Here is a 16,784-nt window from a genome sequence, read left to right on the forward strand (position 1 = left end):
GCGTGAAACCCAAAGGGGAGGGGATCAAGGTGACGGCACGACACTCGGCGCGCTGCGTCGAAGAAGCGGAGGAAGCAGTGAAGGAATTGCGGGCGGTGCTGGAGAAGGCAGGAATTACGCTTCCGACACTCCGGATCGATCCGGCGAGTCTTGCGCGTGAAGCCCCTTGCCCGCTCGTCGAATTGGGCCGGTGTTCGGTCGAGACCGCGCAGCGCCTCGCGGCGGTGTTGCGGTGAAGCCACCGATCGGGTCGTACGTCGTGGACACACGCAGGGGGAGGATCGGCGTCGTGATGGGACATGAGGGGCCGTACGTTCAGCTGAGACCGTACGGAGGCGGCAAGGAGTGGGACGCCGAGCCGGGCGCCGTACGCACGGCCACCCCCGCCGAGCGGCTGCGCGCGGCGACGGCGTACGCCAACGCACGCAGCCGGGGGGAGGTTCCTTGACGTTGGGGCGGGCCCGTAAGGTGCGGCGGCATGGGCTTGTGGAAGAGATGGCGGAGGCGAGGGCGAAGGCGTCCCGGCGCTACCCCGTGCCGCTCAGCACGCACCAGCTGTGGATGGTGTCGCTGAGCGCGCCGGTGAGCCGGGACAGCGGCGTCTCGCGGAAGACCCTCTACCCGTACACGCGGATCGACGACGACAGTGCCCGGCGCTGGCTGGCCGAGCAGTGGGAGATCACCTCGCGTGAGGAGCTGGTCGACCGGCTCGACGACCTGTCCCGCAGCGGGTACCGGACGCGGGCGCTGCGGGTCACCGGCGTCGCGCCGCTCGCCTGGGACGCCGCGCTGTACGTCGACATCACCCGCCGTGGCTTCGGCTGCGGGCTGATCGACGAGCCGGACGCCTGGACCGCGCTGAAGAACATCGTGCCGGCGGTGGTGGGGACGTACGGCTCCTGGCAGCAGTACGCCGCTCACTATCTGCTCGGCCGGCAGGTCTGGCGGGACGGGCTGCGGGGCAGGGCCGAGTCCGCCTCGGACCTCCCGGCTCCGCAGGCCACCGCCGACGCGCATCTGCGGTCGCTGCTGGACCCGGCGAATCGCTCCAGCCCTTGGAACCTCGCCCCCTGGGACTCCATCAGCCACCCCGACCGCACCCGCTGACTCCAGGCGTACGAGAGAATGACCCCATGAGTCTGTTCCGCGACGACGGCATCGTCCTGCGCACCCAGAAGCTGGGCGTGCCGGAAGCCCGCGGGGGTGCGGAATGAGTCTCTTCCGGGATGACGGCATCGTCCTGCGGACACAGAAACTCGGCGAGGCCGACCGGATCATCACGCTGCTCACCCGTGGCCACGGGCGGGTGCGGGCCGTGGCGCGGGGTGTGCGGCGGACCAAGTCGAAGTTCGGGGCGCGGCTCGAACCCTTCTCCCATGTCGACGTGCAATTCTTCGCGCGGGGGAGCGAGCTGATCGGGCGCGGGCTGCCGCTGTGCACGCAGAGCGAGACCATCGCTCCGTACGGCGGCGGGATCGTCAGCGACTACGCGCGCTACACCGCCGGGACGGCCATGCTGGAGACCGCCGAGCGGTTCACCGATCACGAGGGCGAGCCGGCCGTGCAGCAGTACCTGCTGCTCGTCGGCGCCCTGCGCACCCTCTCCCGCGGCGAGCACGCCCCGCACCTTGTTCTCGACGCCTTCCTGCTGCGGTCGCTCGCCGTCAACGGCTACGCCCCCAGCTTCAGCGACTGTGCGAAGTGCGGTATGCCCGGTCCGAACCGTTTCTTCTCCGTGGGCTCCGGGGGCTCGGTCTGTGTCGACTGCCGGGTGCCCGGTAGCGTCGTACCGTCGCCGCAGACACTCGAACTGCTCGCCGCGCTCCTTACGGGAGACTGGGAGACGGCGGACGCCAGCGAGTCGCGGTATGTCCGGGAGGGCAGCGGGATCGTGTCCGCCTATCTGCACTGGCACCTGGAGCGCGGGCTGCGCTCGCTTCGGTACGTGGAAAAGTAAGGGAGACGGAAAGCACATGGTTGTGAGTGGGTTCCTGGGGCGCCGACGCCGCGAGTACAGGGCACCGGAGCCGCATCCGTCCGGTGCCCGCGCGCCGAAGCTCCCCGGTGAGCTGGTCGCCAACCATGTGGCGATCGTCATGGACGGGAACGGCCGCTGGGCGAAGGAGCGCGGGCTGCCGCGCACCGAGGGCCACAAGGTCGGCGCCGAGCGGGTGCTCGACGTCCTCCAGGGCGCGATCGAGATCGGCGTCGGCGCGATCTCCCTGTACGCGTTCTCCACCGAGAACTGGAAGCGGTCGCCGGACGAGGTGCGCTTCCTCATGAACTTCAACCGCGACTTCATCCGCAAGACCCGCGACCAGCTCGACGAGCTGGGGATCCGGGTGCGGTGGGTCGGCCGGATGCCGAAGCTGTGGAAGTCCGTCGCCAAGGAGCTCCAGATCGCCCAGGAGCAGACCAAGGACAACGACAAGCTGACGCTGTACTTCTGCATGAACTACGGCGGCCGGGCCGAGATCGCGGACGCCGCGCAGGCCCTCGCGGCGGATGTGAAGGCGGGGCGGCTGGACCCGTCCAAGGTCAACGAGAAGACCTTCGCCAAGTACCTGTACTACCCGGACATGCCCGACGTGGACCTGTTCCTGCGCCCGAGCGGCGAGCAGCGCACCTCCAACTACCTTCTCTGGCAGAGCGCTTACGCCGAGATGGTCTTCCAGGACGTCCTGTGGCCGGACTTCGACCGGCGTGACCTGTGGCGCGCGTGCGTGGAGTTCGCGTCGCGCGACCGGCGGTTCGGCGGGGCGATCCCGAACGAGGAACTGCTGGCGATGGAGGGCAGGCAGGACTGAGGGGCGGTGCCGTGGGCGGAACGCTAGGGTTCCGCCCATGGATCACCAGGGGCGGGACATGAATCAGGGCACCGACGCCGTGGAGCTGGCCTATCGGCCCTCGCGCGGGGATCTCCTCAACGCCGTTCTGGTGCGTGAGCGCGTCCGCCGGCTGAACCTGCTGCGCTGGGGCCTTGTCGCGCTGTTCGCGTTGCTCACCGTCGCGCAGGCGATCTCGGGCTGGTCGTCGGGGGTGGTACTCGGCGCCCTGTGCGCCGTCATGATCTGGGGGATTCCGCACCTGCAGGCCCACCACGGGCTGCGCACCGTCTCCTGGCAGGGCGATTACCGTACGACCGTCACCGACGCGGGGATCACGACCGTCACCGAGCATGTGACGCTGACGCAGCGCTGGTCCGTGTTCCGGGGCTACCGGGAGAGTCGCGATCACCTCGTCGTGCTCAGCCGGGACCCGAACATCCTGCTGGTGGAGGTGCTGCCCAAGCGGGGCGCCGCGGATCCGGCCGACGTGGACCGACTGCGTGCACTGCTGGGCCGCCACCTGCCTCGCGTGTAACCACCCATGCTGAACTCGCCCCCGGCGGGAGCGAGTTCAGCTCAACCCGGTTCAGCTCAACCCGGTTCCGCTCAGCCTGCGGAGCACTCCGCGCACGTGCCGAAGATCTCCACCGTGTGCGCCACGTTCACGAAGCCGTGCTCGGCCGCGATGGCGTCCGCCCACTTCTCCACCGCCGGGCCCTCGACCTCCACGGCCTTGCCGCAGACGCGGCAGACGAGGTGGTGGTGGTGTTCGCCGGTCGAGCAGCGGCGGTAGACCGACTCGCCGTCGGAGGTGCGCAGCACGTCGACCTCGCCGGCGTCGGCGAGGGACTGCAGGGTGCGGTAGACCGTGGTGAGCCCGACCGAGTCGCCCTTGTGCTTCAGCATGTCGTGGAGATCCTGCGCACTGCGGAACTCGTCGACCTCGTCCAGGGCCGCCGCCACGGCGGCCCGCTGCCGAGTCGCGCGGCCCTTGACGGGCGGTCCTACGGTCGTCACCGGTTGCCTCCTCACGTCTGCACTTGCCGGGCCATTGTGCCAGCCCGGACTGTCAGCAGTCAGACGCCGACCTTGCCCGTGGCATCCCGGCTGGCCGGAATCGCGCACTCCGCCGGATCGCCTTCGGGGTGTGCCGCGGCCAGCGCGCGGGCCCTGCGGCGGGCCAGTGGCGTCGCCAGGGCGGTGAGCGCGATGAACGCGCCGATGGTCAGCAGCACGATCGTCGCGCCGGGCGGGACGTCCTGGTAGTACGACGTGACCGTGCCGCCGATCGTCACCGTGACGCCGATCGCGACGGCGATCGCGAACGTCGCCGCGAAGCTCCGGGTGAGTTGCTGGGCGGCCGCCACCGGCACGACCATCAGCGCGCTGACCAGCAGCAGCCCGACCACGCGCATTGCCACCGTCACGGTCACCGCCGCGGTGATCGCCGTCAGCAGGTTCAGGGCGCGCACCGGAAGGCCCGTGACCCGCGCGAACTCCTCGTCCTGGCTCACCGCGAACAGCTGGCGGCGCAGGCCGAGGGTGACCAGCACCACGAACGCGGCGAGCAGGATGATCGCCGTCACGTCCGACTCGCTCACCGTGGAGAGGGAGCCGAAGAGGTACGACGTCAGGTTGGCGTTGGAGCCGCCCGGCGCGAGGTTGATCAACATCACGCCGCCGGCCATACCGCCGTAGAAGAGCATCGCGAGGGCGATGTCGCCGCGCGTCTTGCCGTACCAGCGGATCAGCTCCATCAGGACCGCGCCGAGGACGGAGACCAGCGTGGCCATCCACACCGGCGACCAGGACAGCAGGAAGCCGAGGCCGACGCCGGTCATCGCCACGTGGCCGATTCCGTCGCCCATCAGGGCCTGGCGGCGCTGGACGAGGTAGATCCCGACGGCCGGGGCGGTGATGCCGACCAGGACGGCGGCGAGCAGCGCCCGCTGCATGAAGTCGTAGTTCAGGAAGTCCATCAGCTCAGCAGCCCCGTCCGGATCGGTTCGGCGTCGTGAGCCGCGTGCGGGTGTACGTGGTCGTGGCCGGGCAGCGCGTGCTGGCCGACGGCCTGCGGGGGCGGGCCGTCGTGTGTCACGCAGCCGTCGCGCAGGACGACCGCCCGGTCGATCAGGGGCTCCAGCGGGCCGAGTTCGTGCAGGACCAGCAGGACCGTCGAGCCGGCGGCGACCTGCTTCCTGAGCGTCTGCGCGAGCACCTCCTGGCTGGCCAGGTCGACACCCGCCATCGGCTCGTCCATGATCAGCAGTTCGGGCTCGGAGGCCAGGGCGCGGGCGATCAGCACCCGCTGGTGCTGGCCGCCGGACAGGGCGCCCACCGAGTCCTTCACCCGGTCCGTCATGCCGACCAGATCCAGGGCGCGGCGTACGGCGGCGTGGTCGGCCTTGCGGAAGACGCCGAAGCGGGTGCGCGACAGGCGGCCCGAGGAGACGACCTCGCCGACCGTGGCGGGCACGCCGCCCGCGGCCGTCGTGCGCTGCGGGACGTAGCCCACCCGCGCCCAGTCGCGGAACCGGGCCCGCGGGGTGCCGAACAGCTCGATCTCGCCGGCGCTGACCGGCACCTGGCCGATGATGCTGCGCACGGCGGTCGACTTGCCCGAGCCGTTGGCCCCGAGCAGGGCGACGACCTCACCGTGGCCCACGGTGAGGTCGATGCCGCGCAGGACGGGGCGCGAGCCCAGCTCGGCGCGGACGCCGCGCAGCGATATGACGGGCTCGGTCATGCCGTCCTCCGTAGGTTGGTCACTTGGCCCCCAGCGCGGTCTGCAGCGCCTTGAGGTTGGCCTCCATGACCTGGAAGTAGTCGTCGCCCTTGGACTTGTCGGTGATGCCTTCCAGCGGATCGAGAACGTCCGTCTTGAGGCCCGCGTCGTCGGCGAGGGTCTTCGCGGTCTTGTCGGACACCAGTGTCTCGTAGAACACGGTGGTCACGCCGTCGGCCTTGGCCTCCGTCTGGAGCTCCTTGATCCGGGCCGGGCTGGGCTCGCTGTCCGGGTCGATGCCGGAGATGGCCTCCTGCGTGAGGCCGTAGCGCTCCGCGAAGTAGCCGAAGGACGCGTGGTTGGTGAAGAAGACCTTGGTCTTGGTGTCCTTGAGCCCGTCCGCGACCTGGGTGTTGAGCTCGTCGAGCTTCTTGACCAGCGCGTCGGTGTTCTTCTTGTAGTCGGCCGCGTGATCCGGGTCGGACTTCTCGAAGGCCGCGCCGACGCCCTTGGCGATCTCGGCGTACTTCACCGGGTCGAGCCAGACGTGCGGGTCGAGGGCGTGGCCCTCCTCCTCGGAGTGCTCCTCCTCGGCGTGCTCGCCCGCGTGCTCGTGCTCGACGTCGCCGTGGTCCTCCAGCTTGGTCAGCGAGGCGGCGTCGATCTTCGTGTCCAGGCCCGCCTGTCCGATGGCCTCGTCGACGGACGGCTGGAGGCCCTTGAGGTAGAGCGCCGCGTCGGAGTCCTCCAGCTGGGCCCGCTGCTGTGCGCTGATCTCCAGGTCGTGCGGCTCCTGGCCGGGTTCGGTCAGACTGGAGACGTTCACGTGGTCGCCGCCGATCTGCTCGGCGAGGAAGGCCATGGGGTAGAACGACGCGACGACGTCGAACTTGTCCGTGTTGCCCGCGGCCGCGCTGTCCGAGGAGCAGGCGGAGAGCGTGCCGATACCGAGAGCGGTGACGGCCGCCAGCGCAAGCCCGGATATGTGATGTCGTCGTACGTTCATGACAGTCATTTTCAGCAAAGGTGGAAACGATTGTCAACAAGCGTGAGGGGCTGTCCACAGAGGGCTACCGATTTGGTTGAGGGGGAGGCCCCGCCGGTACCCTGAAGCATTCGCTGTGAAGCGCCTCGCTTCGTCGCCCGTCGTCGTAATGAAGAGAGCACCGTGGCCGCCGACAAGATCGACACCATCGTCAGCCTGAGCAAGCGCCGTGGCTTCGTATTTCCCTGCAGTGAGATCTACGGCGGTCAGCGTGCCGCATGGGATTACGGGCCGCTGGGTGTCGAGCTCAAGGAGAACCTCAAGCGCCAGTGGTGGCGCTACATGGTGACGTCGCGCGAGGACGTGGTCGGTATCGACTCGTCCGTGATCCTGGCCCCCGAGGTCTGGGTCGCCTCCGGCCACGTCGCCACTTTCACGGACCCGCTCACCGAGTGCACCTCCTGCCACAAGCGGTTCCGCGCGGACCACCTGGAGGAGGCGTACGAGGAGAAGAAGGGCCGCACCCCGGAGAACGGCCTCGCCGACATCAACTGCCCCAACTGCGGCAACAAGGGCCAGTTCACCGAGCCCAAGCAGTTCTCGGGTCTGCTGTCGACGCACCTCGGCCCGACCCAGGACTCCGGCTCGATCGCCTACCTGCGCCCCGAGACCGCCCAGGGCATCTTCACCAACTTCGGTCAGGTGCAGACCACCTCGCGCCGCAAGCCGCCGTTCGGCATCGCGCAGATGGGCAAGTCCTTCCGCAACGAGATCACGCCCGGCAACTTCATCTTCCGCACCCGCGAGTTCGAGCAGATGGAGATGGAGTTCTTCGTCAAGCCGGGCGAGGACGAGAAGTGGCAGGAGTACTGGATGCAGGAGCGCTGGAACTGGTACACCGGCCTGGGTCTCCGTGAGGAGAACATGCGCTGGTACGACCACCCGGCGGAGAAGCTCTCCCACTACTCCAAGCGCACCGCCGACATCGAGTACCGCTTCTCGTTCGGCGGCAGCGAGTGGGGCGAGCTGGAGGGCGTCGCCAACCGCACCGACTACGACCTGAACGCCCACTCCAAGGCTTCCGGCCAGGACCTCTCCTACTTCGACCAGGAGGCCGGCGAGCGCTGGACGCCGTACGTCATCGAGCCCGCGGCCGGTGTCGGCCGCGCGATGCTGGCGTTCCTGCTCGACGCGTACGTCGAGGACGAGGCGCCGAACGCCAAGGGCAAGATGGAGAAGCGGACGGTGCTGCGGCTCGACCCGCGTCTGGCGCCGGTGAAGGTCGCGGTGCTGCCGCTCTCGCGCAACCCGGAGCTGTCCCCGAAGGCCAAGGGCCTCGCCCAGGCGCTGCGGCAGAACTGGAACATCGAGTTCGACGACGCCGGTGCGATCGGGCGTCGCTACCGCCGCCAGGACGAGATCGGTACGCCGTACTGCGTGACCGTCGACTTCGACACGCTGGACGACAACGCGGTCACGGTGCGCGAGCGGGACTCGATGAAGCAGGAGCGCGTGTCGCTGGACCAGATCGAGGGGTACCTGGCTGCGCGGCTCGTCGGCTGCTAGGCGGTGCCAGGTCGCTGAGCGGGGCTGCGTCTGCCTTGCTCGGGTGATTCGCCGGCCGCGGGTTCGTTGTGGCTTGTCGCGCAGTTCCCCGCGCCCCTTGGGTGGGTGCGGGGAACTCGGCGTTTATGGGGCGCGGGGATTGGTCCTCTTTGGGCGCGGGCGATTGGACCTGTTGGCGGGGTGCCCGTGGGCGGAGGGTGGCCGGCATGAGTATCGCCTTCTTGCTGACCACTCTCGTTGTCGTCGCCACTCCTGGCACCGGTGTCGTCTACACCCTTGCCGCCGGGCTCTCCCGCGGGCGGCGGGCCAGTGTCGTCGCCGCGCTCGGGTGCACGCTCGGGATCGTGCCGCATGTGCTGGCCACGGTGACCGGTCTGGCGGCGCTGCTGAATGCCAGTGCCGCTGCCTTCCAGGTCCTCAAGTACGCCGGTGTCGCCTATCTCCTCTACATGGCGTGGGCGACCGTGCGGGACAAGGACGCCATCGCCGTCGAGGAGGGCACCACCCTGGACTCGGCGCGGCAGGTGGTCGTCCGGGCCGTGCTGATCAACATCCTCAATCCGAAGCTGACGATCTTCTTCTTCGCGTTCCTGCCGCAGTTCGTGAGCCCGCACGAGCCGCACGCGCTGATCCGGATGCTGGCGTTGAGCGGGGTGTTCATGCTGGCGACGTTCCTGGTCTTCGCGGCGTACGGCGTCCTGGCCGCGTCCGTGCGCAGCCACGTCACCTCCCGGCCGAGGGTGATGACGTGGCTGCGGCGGAGCTTCGCGGGGTCGTTCGTGGCGCTGGGGGCGAAGCTCGCCCTCACGACCAAGTGAGCCTCAACGGCCCTGCAGGGACTTCACGTTGTCGCCGAACGTCCAGTTCTTCGAGCCGTCCCAGTTGAGCGACCAGGTCATCAGGCCCTTGAGGGACGTGCCGTAGTGGCGCCAGGCCTGGGCGACCAGGGACGGGGACATGTAGCCGCCGCCCGCGCCGGACTGGGCGGGCAGGCCGGGGACCTGCTTGTCGTACGGGACCTTGATGGTCGTGCCCTGGATGACCAGGCCCTTGTTGAGGCAGTCGGTCTGGGCGGTGAAGCCCTGGACGGTGCCGGCGGAGTAGGAGTCGCCGGAGCAGCCGTACATGCTGCCGTTGTAGTACTGCATGTTCAGCCACCACAGGCGGCCGTTGTCGGCGTACTTCTTGATGACCGGCAGGTAGGCGCCCCAGATCGAGCCGTAGGTGACGCTGCCGCCGGTGACGTAGGCCGTCTCGGGGGCCATGGTGAGGCCGAAGTTGGACGGCATCCGGGCCAGCACCCCGTCGATGATGCGGATCAAGTTGGCCTGTGAGGTGGAGAGTTGGCTGATGTTGCCGCTGCCGACCAGGCCCGTCTCGATGTCTATGTCGATGCCGTCGAAGTTGTACTTCTTCAGGATCGGGACGATCGTCGCGACGAATCGGTCCGCCACGGCGGTCGAGCTGAGGTCGATGCCGGCCGTCGCGCCGCCGATCGACAGCAGGAGCGTCTGACCCGACGCCTTCGCCGCGCACATCTCGGCGGGCGTCGCCACCTTCACGCCCGTGTCCATGCCGTCCTCCCAGAGCGCGGTGCCGTCGGAGCGGATGACCGGAAAGGCCGCGTTGATCACGTTGTAGCCGTGGGCCGCGATACGGGAGTCGGTGATCGGGGTCCAGCCGAAGGGCGGGTGGACGCCGTTGGCGGCGCCGTCCCAGTTCTCCCAGTAGCCCTGGAGGACCTTTCCGGACGGCTTCGACTTCACGGCACAGGTGTCGGCGGCCGAGGCAGGGGTTGCTACGGGGAGCTGAGGCAGACAGGCGGTCGCCAGGGCGGTGGCGAGCAGGCGCAGGGCGCGGCGGAGCATACGGGGCCTCCCGGTGGGGGTGCGGTGAGGTGTCGTAGGCATGACAGTGCTCGTGGTCCAGACCTCCCGTCAATAGGTCTGGACCATTCTGGAGCCTCTCTTGCAGATATGGAGTGACAGGTATGGAGTGACAGATATTGAAATCTGTCAGCTGTTAGGGCAGGGTGGATGACATGACGATGCAAACCCGCTCCCTCGGAACCACCGGACCCCAGGTCTCCGCCCTAGGCCTCGGCTGCATGGGCATGTCCGCGCTGTACGGCGACGCGGACCGGGCCGAGTCGATCGCCACCGTGCACGCCGCCCTGGAGGCCGGCGTGACCCTGCTCGACACCGGCGACTTCTACGGCATGGGCCACAACGAGATGCTGATCGGCGAGGCCCTGCGCGCCGCGCCCGCCGGCCTGCGCGAACAGGCCCTGGTCAGCGTGAAGTTCGGCGCGCTGCGCGACCCGGACGGCGGCTGGGTCGGTTACGACGGCCGACCCGCCGCCGTGAAGAACTTCGCCGCGTACTCGCTGCAGCGGCTCGGCGTGGACCACATCGACGTGTACCGGATCGCCCGGCTCGATCCCGACGTACCGATCGAGGAGACGGTCGGCGCGATCGCGGAACTGATCGAGAAGGGGTACGTGCGGCATGTGGGCCTCAGCGAGGTCGGCGCCGAGACGATCCGCCGGGCCGCGGCCACCGCGCCGATCACCGACCTGCAGATCGAGTACTCCCTGATCTCCCGCGGCATCGAGAAGTCGGTCCTGCCGACCACTCGTGAGCTGGGGATCTCCGTCACCGCGTACGGCGTGCTGTCCCGAGGCCTGATCTCCGGCCACTTCGCCCCGGGCCGGCAGCTCGCCGCGAACGACTTCCGCGCCCACTCGCCGCGCTTTCAGGGCGAGAACCTCCAGCACAACCTGACCTTGGTCGAGGCGCTGCGGAAGATCGCCGACCAGAAGGGCGTCTCCGTCGCCCAGATCGCCATCGCCTGGGTGCTCTCCCGCGGCGACGACATCGTGCCGCTCGTCGGCGCCCGCACCCGGGAGCGGCTCGCCGAGTCACTGGGAGCGCTGGACCTCACGCTGGACGCGGCCGACCTGACGGCGATCGAGGAGGCGGTGCCGGCGGACGCGGCGGCGGGCGACCGCTACCCGGCCGCGCAGATGGCGCACCTGGGCAGCAAGTAGTGGCCCCGGCGCCGGGTCCTGGGCCAGGTACGGTCTAGGACATGTCGCAGACGCCCACGACCCTGACCGCCGAGCGCATCCTCGAAGCCACCGAGGAGGTGCTGCGCCGCCACGGCCCGGCCAAGGCCACCGTGGTCGACGTGGCCCGCGCGCTCGGCGTCAGCCATGGCAGCGTCTACCGGCACTTCCGTACGAAGGCGGCGCTGCGGGAGGCGGTGACGAAGAGGTGGCTGGACCGGACGACGGAGCTCCTGGCCGCCATCGTCGCCGCCCCGGACCTGGACCCGGAGACCCGGGTGCGTGAGTGGCTCGCGGCGCTGTTTGCCGCCAAGCGCCGCAAGGCGTTCGACGACCCGGAGCTCTTCGCCACCTACTCGGTGCTGACCACCGAGACCGTCGAGACGGTCGTCGGCGAGCACATCGCCGAGCTGACCGGCCAGTTGACCGAGATCGTGCGCGCGGGCGCCGACGCGGGCACCTTCACCGTGGAGGACCCCGCCACCACGGCTCTCGCCCTCTTCCGGGCCACCGACCGCTTCCACGACCCGCACTACGCCGGCGAGTGGGTACGGCCCGGTGTGGACGGGGAGTTCGAGGCCGTGGTGGACCTGCTGATCCGGGGACTGCGGGCGCGCGGCTGAGCCGTCACAGGCCCGGTTGGTTGCCTCCCGGGTCCACGGTCGCCTGGTGTGCCTCCGCCAGGTGTTCCTCCGCCTTCAGCCAGGGCAGGAACTGCGTGCTCTTGCGCCAGCCGCAGGTGTCGCATCTGATCGAGCGCTGCGCGCCTTTGCGCTGTACTCGCACGACGTGCTCGCGCCCGTGGTGGTCCCAGCGGCTCACCTTGCTCTGGTTGATCTCCAGCATGACGCCTCCAGCGTCCCGGGACATCGAGTCTGCGTGCGCGCCCTCGCGCAGCAAGGAGTGTGCAGCAAGACCAACATCAACAGGGACACTTTCCCGGTGCGTTGACCAACCTGTGGCCACACCCTCACAACTCGCTCAGCCGATCGTGCGCGGCAGACGCAGGCTGAGCAGGCCTGTCAGCACCACTCCGGCCAACTGGACCAGGAGCGTGGTGACCAGGGCGTCGCCCATGCCCACCGTGGCGGCCAGGGAGAGAAAGAGGGTGCCCAGCGTTGCCACACCCAGGGCCAGCGACGCCTGCTGGGTCGTGATCATCACCGTTCCTAATCAGTGAGCGGGAGTGAGTGTTGTACCCACTCCTGGTCACTGCGGACATCCCGAACGGTCCTGGGTGTCCTGGTCGCCCGCGTACTCTCCGCGTCCGGCGGCACAGATCGTGTCCGTGGTCCGGGAACGTGGGGGCGGGGTCCCTCACGTCCAAGGGGCTCCGGCCTGGCCTGGACGGTCCGATGCCCGTGCACATCGCTCTGGTGTGCAGGGGGCGGTGTCGTCCGTCGCCGGATCGGGTGCCCTTGGGCGCGTCGTCCGATCGCGATGCTCGCGGCATCGTGACGGGGGGTCTTGCGGGTCTTCGAGGCCATGGGGTGCTGCCAGTGCTGGGCGCCCCACTGTGAGGTGTAGGCCGGATCCACGGCGATGACCGCGATTCCGGTGGCGTCGGCCATGGAGGTGAGTCGGGCGCGGAGCTTGCCGGTAGGCATGCCGGAGATGAGCTGCCGGCAGCGCTTCTTGCGCCCGTGTTTCTCTCTGGTCTTCTCGGGCTGGAAGTCGAGGTCTTCCACGGCGATCGCTTTGACGCCGCAGACCTTGGCCCAGTTCAGCAGCCCGGACAGCGCGTGCCGGACCTGGGCGTCGCGATGATCCCGAGTGCCGGACAGATCGTAGAAGAAGCGACGCGGACGGCCGGTCGGGTTGCCGTGCTCGTCGAGGCGCCATGCGGCGAGATGGTCGGCGTTTGTGTCTACGCCGATGACGCCGTGCGCGAGTGCCGTCTACATCTGGATGGTCCGGGTGACGGGGAACGTCCAGGAAGCGTCCACGTACCAGCGCCCGCGCTGCACGTCGTAGGAGATGCGGTAGGCCACCGCGCGGTTCGCTTCCACACGGTCGGCCCACTCGGTGCCCCGGTGCGCGAACCGCACCGCGCAGGCGAGGACGTACCGGCCGTGCCGGGTGTTGGCCAGATGGGAAAGCGGTGCGGGCAGCTTGATGCTGATCTCGCCGTCCGGGGTGACGCGGATCGTCTCGTTGCCGTACCGCTTGCCCGATTCCCCGTCAGCGGACAGGAACCAGCGCGCCGTCTGCCACTGCTGACGCCACTGCGACTCGCTGAGCTGGGCGGCGTCGAGGTGCTGGCGGGTGCCCAGCAGGCGTTTGCCGCCGCGTGCTACGCGGACGCGTCCGGCCTCGCGGTCTGCGCGAACCTGTCCGAGCCGGTCTTCGAGTACATGCAGGCGGCGTGTCTTGTGGAACCATTCGTGCGCCGACCGGTAGCCGCCCGGGGAACGCTTGGTTCCTTTCTCGCCGACCGGCAGGGAAAGTCGGTGCCGAAGCGTCCTGACGCCCGCTTCGAGGGAATGGATGTGCGCCAACTGCCCACGCCGGGCGAGTGCCCACTGATCGTGCGTGGCCTTGGTGATGCTGCCTGCCCACCTGGACGACGAGACGCCCGTCAGGTCCCGCTTGCGGGCCGCCCATGTCCCGGTGGAGTGCTCCAGAGCCCGTCTGGAAGATGCTGCTGAAGAGGCTGCGCGTGGAGTCCCCGCAGTTCTGCGAGGCCTGGGACCGCCACGAGGTGGTGGCCCACCGCAGCAAGCGCAAGGAGTTCCTCAACCGGCATGTGGGGCGGGTGGTCGTCGACCACACGGACCTGTGGCTGAGTCCGGAGGTGGGGCCGAGGATGGTGACGTACGTGCCGGCGGACGAGCAATCGAGGGCGCGCCTGGAGAAGCTGCACGAAATCGCCCTCTCAGGGGCGCGGGGAACTGCGCGACCAGCCCCCACCGGCCGTTAGCCGCCGAACTACGCACTGACCCGAGACGCGTCGCGAAGCTCCGCCGACTCCAGCCCCGCAGCCGTACGTTCAGCGGTACGCCGAGCCCAAGGTCCAGTCGTGACCGCCCCCACCACCAGGACCATGACCCCGCACCCGGTGAGGATCCACCAGCCGGGCACGGCGGCGTCGACGAACGTCTCCCGGTACGACGACACCGACACCCCGGCCGCCAGCACGGCCCCGACCACGGCCACCCCCAGCGTCTGCCCCAACTGCCGGCTCGTGGAAGCGACGGCCGCCGCGACCCCGGCCTGCGCACGCGGCATTCCGGAGACCGCCGTGTTGGTGATCGGCGCGTTGACGAACCCGAAGCCGATACCGAACACCGCGTACCCGAGGATCAGCGTGACGTTGGACGTCTCGGCGTCGAAGAGGGCGAACAGGGCCGCGCTCAGGGTCATCGCGGTGCCGGCGATCAGCAACGGCAGCCGCGGCCCCCGGGTGCCCACCAGCCGCCCCGACAGGGGCGCGCACAGGAACATCGGCATGGCCATCGGCAGCATCCACAGCCCGGCGTGCAGGGCGTTCAGGCCGCGTACGTTCTGGAGGTACAGCGTCGACAGGAACAGGAATCCGCCCAGCGCGGCGAACGCGCCGATCGCTATCACCGTCGCCCCGCTGAACGGCGCCGACCGGAAGAACCGCAGGTCGATAAGGGGTTCGGCGCGGCGCGGCTCGTACCACAGGAGACCCAGCAGAGCCGCGAGCGCGAGCGCCGCGAACGGCAGGACCGACGCGAACCCGGCGTTCGGGGCCTCGATGATCGCGTACGTCAGTGAGGCGAACAGCGCGATCACCAGGATCTGGCCGACCGGGTCGAGGCGGCGGGCCCTGGGGGCCCGGGACTCGGGGACGAAGCGGAGGGTGAGGAGGAGGGCGGCCAGGCCCACCGGCAGGTTGACCCAGAAGATCGCGCGCCAGTCCACCGCGTCCACGAGCAGGCCTCCGACCAGCGGTCCCGCGGCCATCGAGATGCCGACGACCCCGCCCCAGACCCCGATCGCCCGGGCGCGCTCGCGCGGGTCCGTGAAGGTGTTGGTGATGATCGACATCGCGACCGGGTTGAGCATAGAGCCGCCCACGGCCTGCACCATCCGGAAGACGATCAGCGAGTCGAGGGTGGGTGCGACGGAGCACAGGGCCGAACCGATGGTGAAAAGGACCAGACCGGTCATGAAGACGCGCTTGCGGCCGATCCGGTCCGCCGTGGAGCCGGCCAGCATCAGCAGGGAGGCCAGGACGAGTGTGTAGGCGTCGATCGTCCACTGCAGACCCGATGTGCTCGCACCGAGGTCGCGTTGCATCGAGGGCAGGGAGACGTTGAGGGCCGTGGTGTCGAGGCTCACGATCAGCAGGCTCATGCAGCAGATCGCGAGGACCAGCACTCGGCGGCGTGGGCTGAGCTCCGGCATTCATGAATAGTACGCCTAACTAATGAATTTCGCCGCACCCGGTCCGGTACGTGAGAATGGGTGGATGTCCATGACCGCCCCGCCCGTTGTCACGCCCGTCGTCCCACCCCTGCCGATCGGCCCGCACACCGTGCAGCCGCCCGTCGTCCTGGCCCCGATGGCCGGGATCACGAACGCGCCCTTCCGCACGCTGTGCAGGGAGTTCAGCGGTGGCAAGGGGCTGTTCGTCAGCGAGATGATCACGACCCGGGCGCTGGTCGAGCGCAACGAGAAGACCATGCAGCTGATCCACTTCGACGCGACGGAGAAGCCGCGCTCGATCCAGCTGTACGGCGTCGACCCGGTCACCGTCGGCAAGGCCGTCCGCATGATCGCGGAGGAGGGCCTGGCCGACCACATCGACCTGAACTTCGGATGCCCGGTGCCGAAGGTGACGCGCAAGGGCGGCGGCTCCGCGCTGCCGTACAAGCGGAACCTGCTGCGGGCGATCCTGCGGGAGGCGGTCAGCGGGGCGGGTGACCTGCCGGTCACGATGAAGATGCGCAAGGGCATCGACGACGATCACATCACCTACCTCGACGCCGGCCGGATCGCCGTCGAGGAGGGCGTGACGGCCATCGCCCTGCACGGCCGTACGGCCGCCCAGCACTACGGCGGCACGGCCGACTGGGACGCCATCGCGCGGCTCAAGGAGCACGTCCCGGAGATCCCCGTGCTCGGCAACGGCGACATCTGGTCGGCCGGGGACGCGGTGCGGATGGTGCGGGAGACCGGGTGCGACGGGGTGGTCGTCGGGCGTGGGTGCCTGGGGCGGCCGTGGCTGTTCTCGGACCTGGTCGCGGCCTTCGAGGGGCGGGACGAGAACGTCGCGCGTCCCGGTCTGCGCGAGGTCGCCGACGTCATGGTCCGGCATGCCGCGCTGCTGGGTGAGTGGATCGGGGACGAGGCGCGTGGCGTCATCGACTTCCGCAAGCACGTCGCCTGGTATCTGAAGGGCTTCGCGGTCGGCTCCGAGATGCGCAAGCGGCTCGCCATCACGTCGTCGCTCGAGGAACTCCGGTCCGGGCTGGACGAGCTGGCCCTCGACCAGCCGTGGCCGGCCGGCGCCGACGGGCCCCGTGGCCGTACGTCCGGCAACAACCGGGTGGTGCTGCCGGACGGCTGGCTGAAGGACCCGTACGACTGCGCGGGTGTGGGCGAGGACGCGGAGCTGGACACGTCCGGGGGCTGAGCGCTGCG

The 16,784-nt window shown here is 69.4% G+C and carries 18 protein-coding genes and 3 pseudogenes; 12 read left to right on the plus strand and 9 right to left on the minus strand.

Features of this window, described 5'->3' with window-relative positions:
• The first annotated feature begins 2 nt into the window (after positions 1–2).
• The 6 genes from OHO27_RS28230 to OHO27_RS28255 all read left to right on the plus strand — a co-directional run bounded on the left by OHO27_RS28230 (position 3) and on the right by OHO27_RS28255 (position 3,363).
• Entirely contained in the window at positions 3–236 is a 234-nt protein-coding gene (locus OHO27_RS28230; protein WP_443059620.1) for a hypothetical protein, read from the plus strand.
• A complete protein-coding gene (locus tag OHO27_RS28235; RefSeq protein ID WP_328427765.1) occupies positions 233–448 on the plus strand; it encodes a hypothetical protein in 216 nt (71 codons plus the stop codon). Before OHO27_RS28230 ends, OHO27_RS28235 begins: the two co-directional genes overlap by 4 nt.
• Before the next feature lie 47 nt (positions 449–495).
• On the plus strand, positions 496–1,107 hold the full coding sequence (locus OHO27_RS28240) for a DUF1266 domain-containing protein (protein WP_328430584.1): 612 nt from the start codon (positions 496–498) through the stop codon (positions 1,105–1,107).
• Between the two features lie 103 nt (positions 1,108–1,210).
• Entirely contained in the window at positions 1,211–1,957 is a 747-nt protein-coding gene (recO, locus tag OHO27_RS28245; protein WP_328427766.1) for a DNA repair protein RecO, read from the plus strand.
• 16 nt (positions 1,958–1,973) lie between these two features.
• Positions 1,974–2,807, plus strand: a complete 834-nt coding sequence (locus OHO27_RS28250; RefSeq protein ID WP_328427767.1) for an isoprenyl transferase — start codon at positions 1,974–1,976, stop codon at positions 2,805–2,807.
• A gap of 37 nt (positions 2,808–2,844) precedes the next feature.
• The gene (locus OHO27_RS28255) at positions 2,845–3,363 is read left to right on the plus strand and encodes a YcxB family protein (RefSeq protein ID WP_328427768.1); all 519 of its coding nucleotides are present in this window, start codon (positions 2,845–2,847) and stop codon (positions 3,361–3,363) included.
• A 71-nt stretch (positions 3,364–3,434) separates the two neighbouring features.
• Here the strand turns inward: OHO27_RS28255 and OHO27_RS28260 are convergent, their stop codons facing one another.
• Genes OHO27_RS28260 through OHO27_RS28275 form a run of 4 tightly spaced genes read right to left on the minus strand, consistent with a single transcriptional unit; the run spans position 3,435 to position 6,559 of the window.
• Positions 3,435–3,845 (minus strand): Fur family transcriptional regulator, encoded by a 411-nt coding sequence (locus OHO27_RS28260; RefSeq protein ID WP_328427769.1) that lies wholly within the window; start codon positions 3,843–3,845, stop codon positions 3,435–3,437.
• A gap of 59 nt (positions 3,846–3,904) precedes the next feature.
• Positions 3,905–4,807: a metal ABC transporter permease gene (locus tag OHO27_RS28265; RefSeq protein ID WP_328427770.1), complete on the minus strand. Its 903-nt coding sequence runs from the start codon at positions 4,805–4,807 to the stop codon at positions 3,905–3,907.
• The gene (locus OHO27_RS28270; protein ID WP_328427771.1) at positions 4,807–5,574 is read right to left on the minus strand and encodes a metal ABC transporter ATP-binding protein; all 768 of its coding nucleotides are present in this window, start codon (positions 5,572–5,574) and stop codon (positions 4,807–4,809) included. Before OHO27_RS28270 ends, OHO27_RS28265 begins: the two co-directional genes overlap by 1 nt.
• Before the next feature lie 19 nt (positions 5,575–5,593).
• Positions 5,594–6,559 (minus strand): metal ABC transporter substrate-binding protein, encoded by a 966-nt coding sequence (locus OHO27_RS28275; RefSeq protein WP_328427772.1) that lies wholly within the window; start codon positions 6,557–6,559, stop codon positions 5,594–5,596.
• A 162-nt stretch (positions 6,560–6,721) separates the two neighbouring features.
• Between OHO27_RS28275 and OHO27_RS28280 the strand changes: the two genes are divergently transcribed.
• Together OHO27_RS28280 and OHO27_RS28285 are read left to right on the plus strand one after the other, a co-directional pair.
• Entirely contained in the window at positions 6,722–8,104 is a 1,383-nt protein-coding gene (locus OHO27_RS28280) for a glycine--tRNA ligase (RefSeq protein WP_328427773.1), read from the plus strand.
• Positions 8,105–8,310: 206 nt separating this feature from the next.
• Positions 8,311–8,922, plus strand: coding sequence for a LysE family translocator (locus tag OHO27_RS28285; protein WP_328427774.1), 612 nt, complete (start codon positions 8,311–8,313; stop codon positions 8,920–8,922).
• Between the two features lie 3 nt (positions 8,923–8,925).
• Here OHO27_RS28285 and OHO27_RS28290 read toward each other — a convergent pair whose 3' ends face one another.
• Positions 8,926–9,972: a chitinase gene (locus tag OHO27_RS28290; protein WP_328427775.1), complete on the minus strand. Its 1,047-nt coding sequence runs from the start codon at positions 9,970–9,972 to the stop codon at positions 8,926–8,928.
• Positions 9,973–10,145: 173 nt separating this feature from the next.
• On the opposite strand from OHO27_RS28290, the gene OHO27_RS28295 reads away from it, so the two are divergent.
• Both OHO27_RS28295 and OHO27_RS28300 read left to right on the plus strand, forming a co-directional pair.
• On the plus strand, positions 10,146–11,153 hold the full coding sequence (locus OHO27_RS28295; RefSeq protein ID WP_328427776.1) for an aldo/keto reductase: 1,008 nt from the start codon (positions 10,146–10,148) through the stop codon (positions 11,151–11,153).
• A 41-nt stretch (positions 11,154–11,194) separates the two neighbouring features.
• Positions 11,195–11,794: a TetR family transcriptional regulator gene (locus OHO27_RS28300; RefSeq protein WP_328427777.1), complete on the plus strand. Its 600-nt coding sequence runs from the start codon at positions 11,195–11,197 to the stop codon at positions 11,792–11,794.
• A 4-nt stretch (positions 11,795–11,798) separates the two neighbouring features.
• Here OHO27_RS28300 and OHO27_RS28305 read toward each other — a convergent pair whose 3' ends face one another.
• The 3 genes and pseudogenes from OHO27_RS28305 to OHO27_RS28315 all read right to left on the minus strand — a co-directional run.
• Positions 11,799–12,017 (minus strand): hypothetical protein, encoded by a 219-nt coding sequence (locus OHO27_RS28305; protein WP_328427778.1) that lies wholly within the window; start codon positions 12,015–12,017, stop codon positions 11,799–11,801.
• Positions 12,018–12,152: 135 nt separating this feature from the next.
• Positions 12,153–12,335: pseudogene (locus OHO27_RS28310) on the minus strand (MFS transporter); the annotation flags it as partial.
• A 5-nt stretch (positions 12,336–12,340) separates the two neighbouring features.
• Positions 12,341–13,795, minus strand: a pseudogene (locus tag OHO27_RS28315) (IS200/IS605 family accessory protein TnpB-related protein); the annotation flags it as partial.
• On the opposite strand from OHO27_RS28315, the pseudogene OHO27_RS28320 reads away from it, so the two are divergent.
• A pseudogene (locus OHO27_RS28320) lies at positions 13,795–14,091 on the plus strand (MmyB family transcriptional regulator); the annotation flags it as partial. The pseudogenes OHO27_RS28315 and OHO27_RS28320 sit on opposite strands and share 1 nt — an antisense overlap.
• A gap of 8 nt (positions 14,092–14,099) precedes the next feature.
• On the opposite strand, the gene OHO27_RS28325 reads toward OHO27_RS28320, so the two are convergent.
• Positions 14,100–15,545, minus strand: coding sequence for an MFS transporter (locus tag OHO27_RS28325; RefSeq protein WP_328427780.1), 1,446 nt, complete (start codon positions 15,543–15,545; stop codon positions 14,100–14,102).
• A 64-nt stretch (positions 15,546–15,609) separates the two neighbouring features.
• Between OHO27_RS28325 and dusB the strand changes: the two genes are divergently transcribed.
• On the plus strand, positions 15,610–16,776 hold the full coding sequence (dusB, locus tag OHO27_RS28330) for a tRNA dihydrouridine synthase DusB (RefSeq protein ID WP_328427781.1): 1,167 nt from the start codon (positions 15,610–15,612) through the stop codon (positions 16,774–16,776).
• Positions 16,777–16,784 lie beyond the last annotated feature (8 nt).

The organism is Streptomyces sp. NBC_00443, assembly GCF_036014175.1.
Lineage (GTDB): Bacteria > Actinomycetota > Actinomycetes > Streptomycetales > Streptomycetaceae > Streptomyces.

Coding starts and splice junctions, on each gene's coding strand:
- OHO27_RS28240 (WP_328430584.1), top strand. CDS start 496: ATGGCGGAGGCGAGGGCGAAGGCGTCCCGGCGCTACCCCGTGCCGCTC.
- recO (WP_328427766.1), top strand. CDS start 1,211: ATGAGTCTCTTCCGGGATGACGGCATCGTCCTGCGGACACAGAAACTC.
- OHO27_RS28250 (WP_328427767.1), top strand. CDS start 1,974: ATGGTTGTGAGTGGGTTCCTGGGGCGCCGACGCCGCGAGTACAGGGCA.
- OHO27_RS28255 (WP_328427768.1), top strand. CDS start 2,845: ATGGATCACCAGGGGCGGGACATGAATCAGGGCACCGACGCCGTGGAG.
- OHO27_RS28265 (WP_328427770.1), bottom strand. CDS start 4,807: ATGGACTTCCTGAACTACGACTTCATGCAGCGGGCGCTGCTCGCCGCC.
- OHO27_RS28270 (WP_328427771.1), bottom strand. CDS start 5,574: ATGACCGAGCCCGTCATATCGCTGCGCGGCGTCCGCGCCGAGCTGGGC.
- OHO27_RS28275 (WP_328427772.1), bottom strand. CDS start 6,559: ATGAACGTACGACGACATCACATATCCGGGCTTGCGCTGGCGGCCGTC.
- OHO27_RS28285 (WP_328427774.1), top strand. CDS start 8,311: ATGAGTATCGCCTTCTTGCTGACCACTCTCGTTGTCGTCGCCACTCCT.
- OHO27_RS28290 (WP_328427775.1), bottom strand. CDS start 9,972: ATGCTCCGCCGCGCCCTGCGCCTGCTCGCCACCGCCCTGGCGACCGCC.
- OHO27_RS28295 (WP_328427776.1), top strand. CDS start 10,146: ATGACGATGCAAACCCGCTCCCTCGGAACCACCGGACCCCAGGTCTCC.
- OHO27_RS28300 (WP_328427777.1), top strand. CDS start 11,195: ATGTCGCAGACGCCCACGACCCTGACCGCCGAGCGCATCCTCGAAGCC.
- OHO27_RS28305 (WP_328427778.1), bottom strand. CDS start 12,017: ATGCTGGAGATCAACCAGAGCAAGGTGAGCCGCTGGGACCACCACGGG.
- OHO27_RS28325 (WP_328427780.1), bottom strand. CDS start 15,545: ATGCCGGAGCTCAGCCCACGCCGCCGAGTGCTGGTCCTCGCGATCTGC.
- dusB (WP_328427781.1), top strand. CDS start 15,610: ATGTCCATGACCGCCCCGCCCGTTGTCACGCCCGTCGTCCCACCCCTG.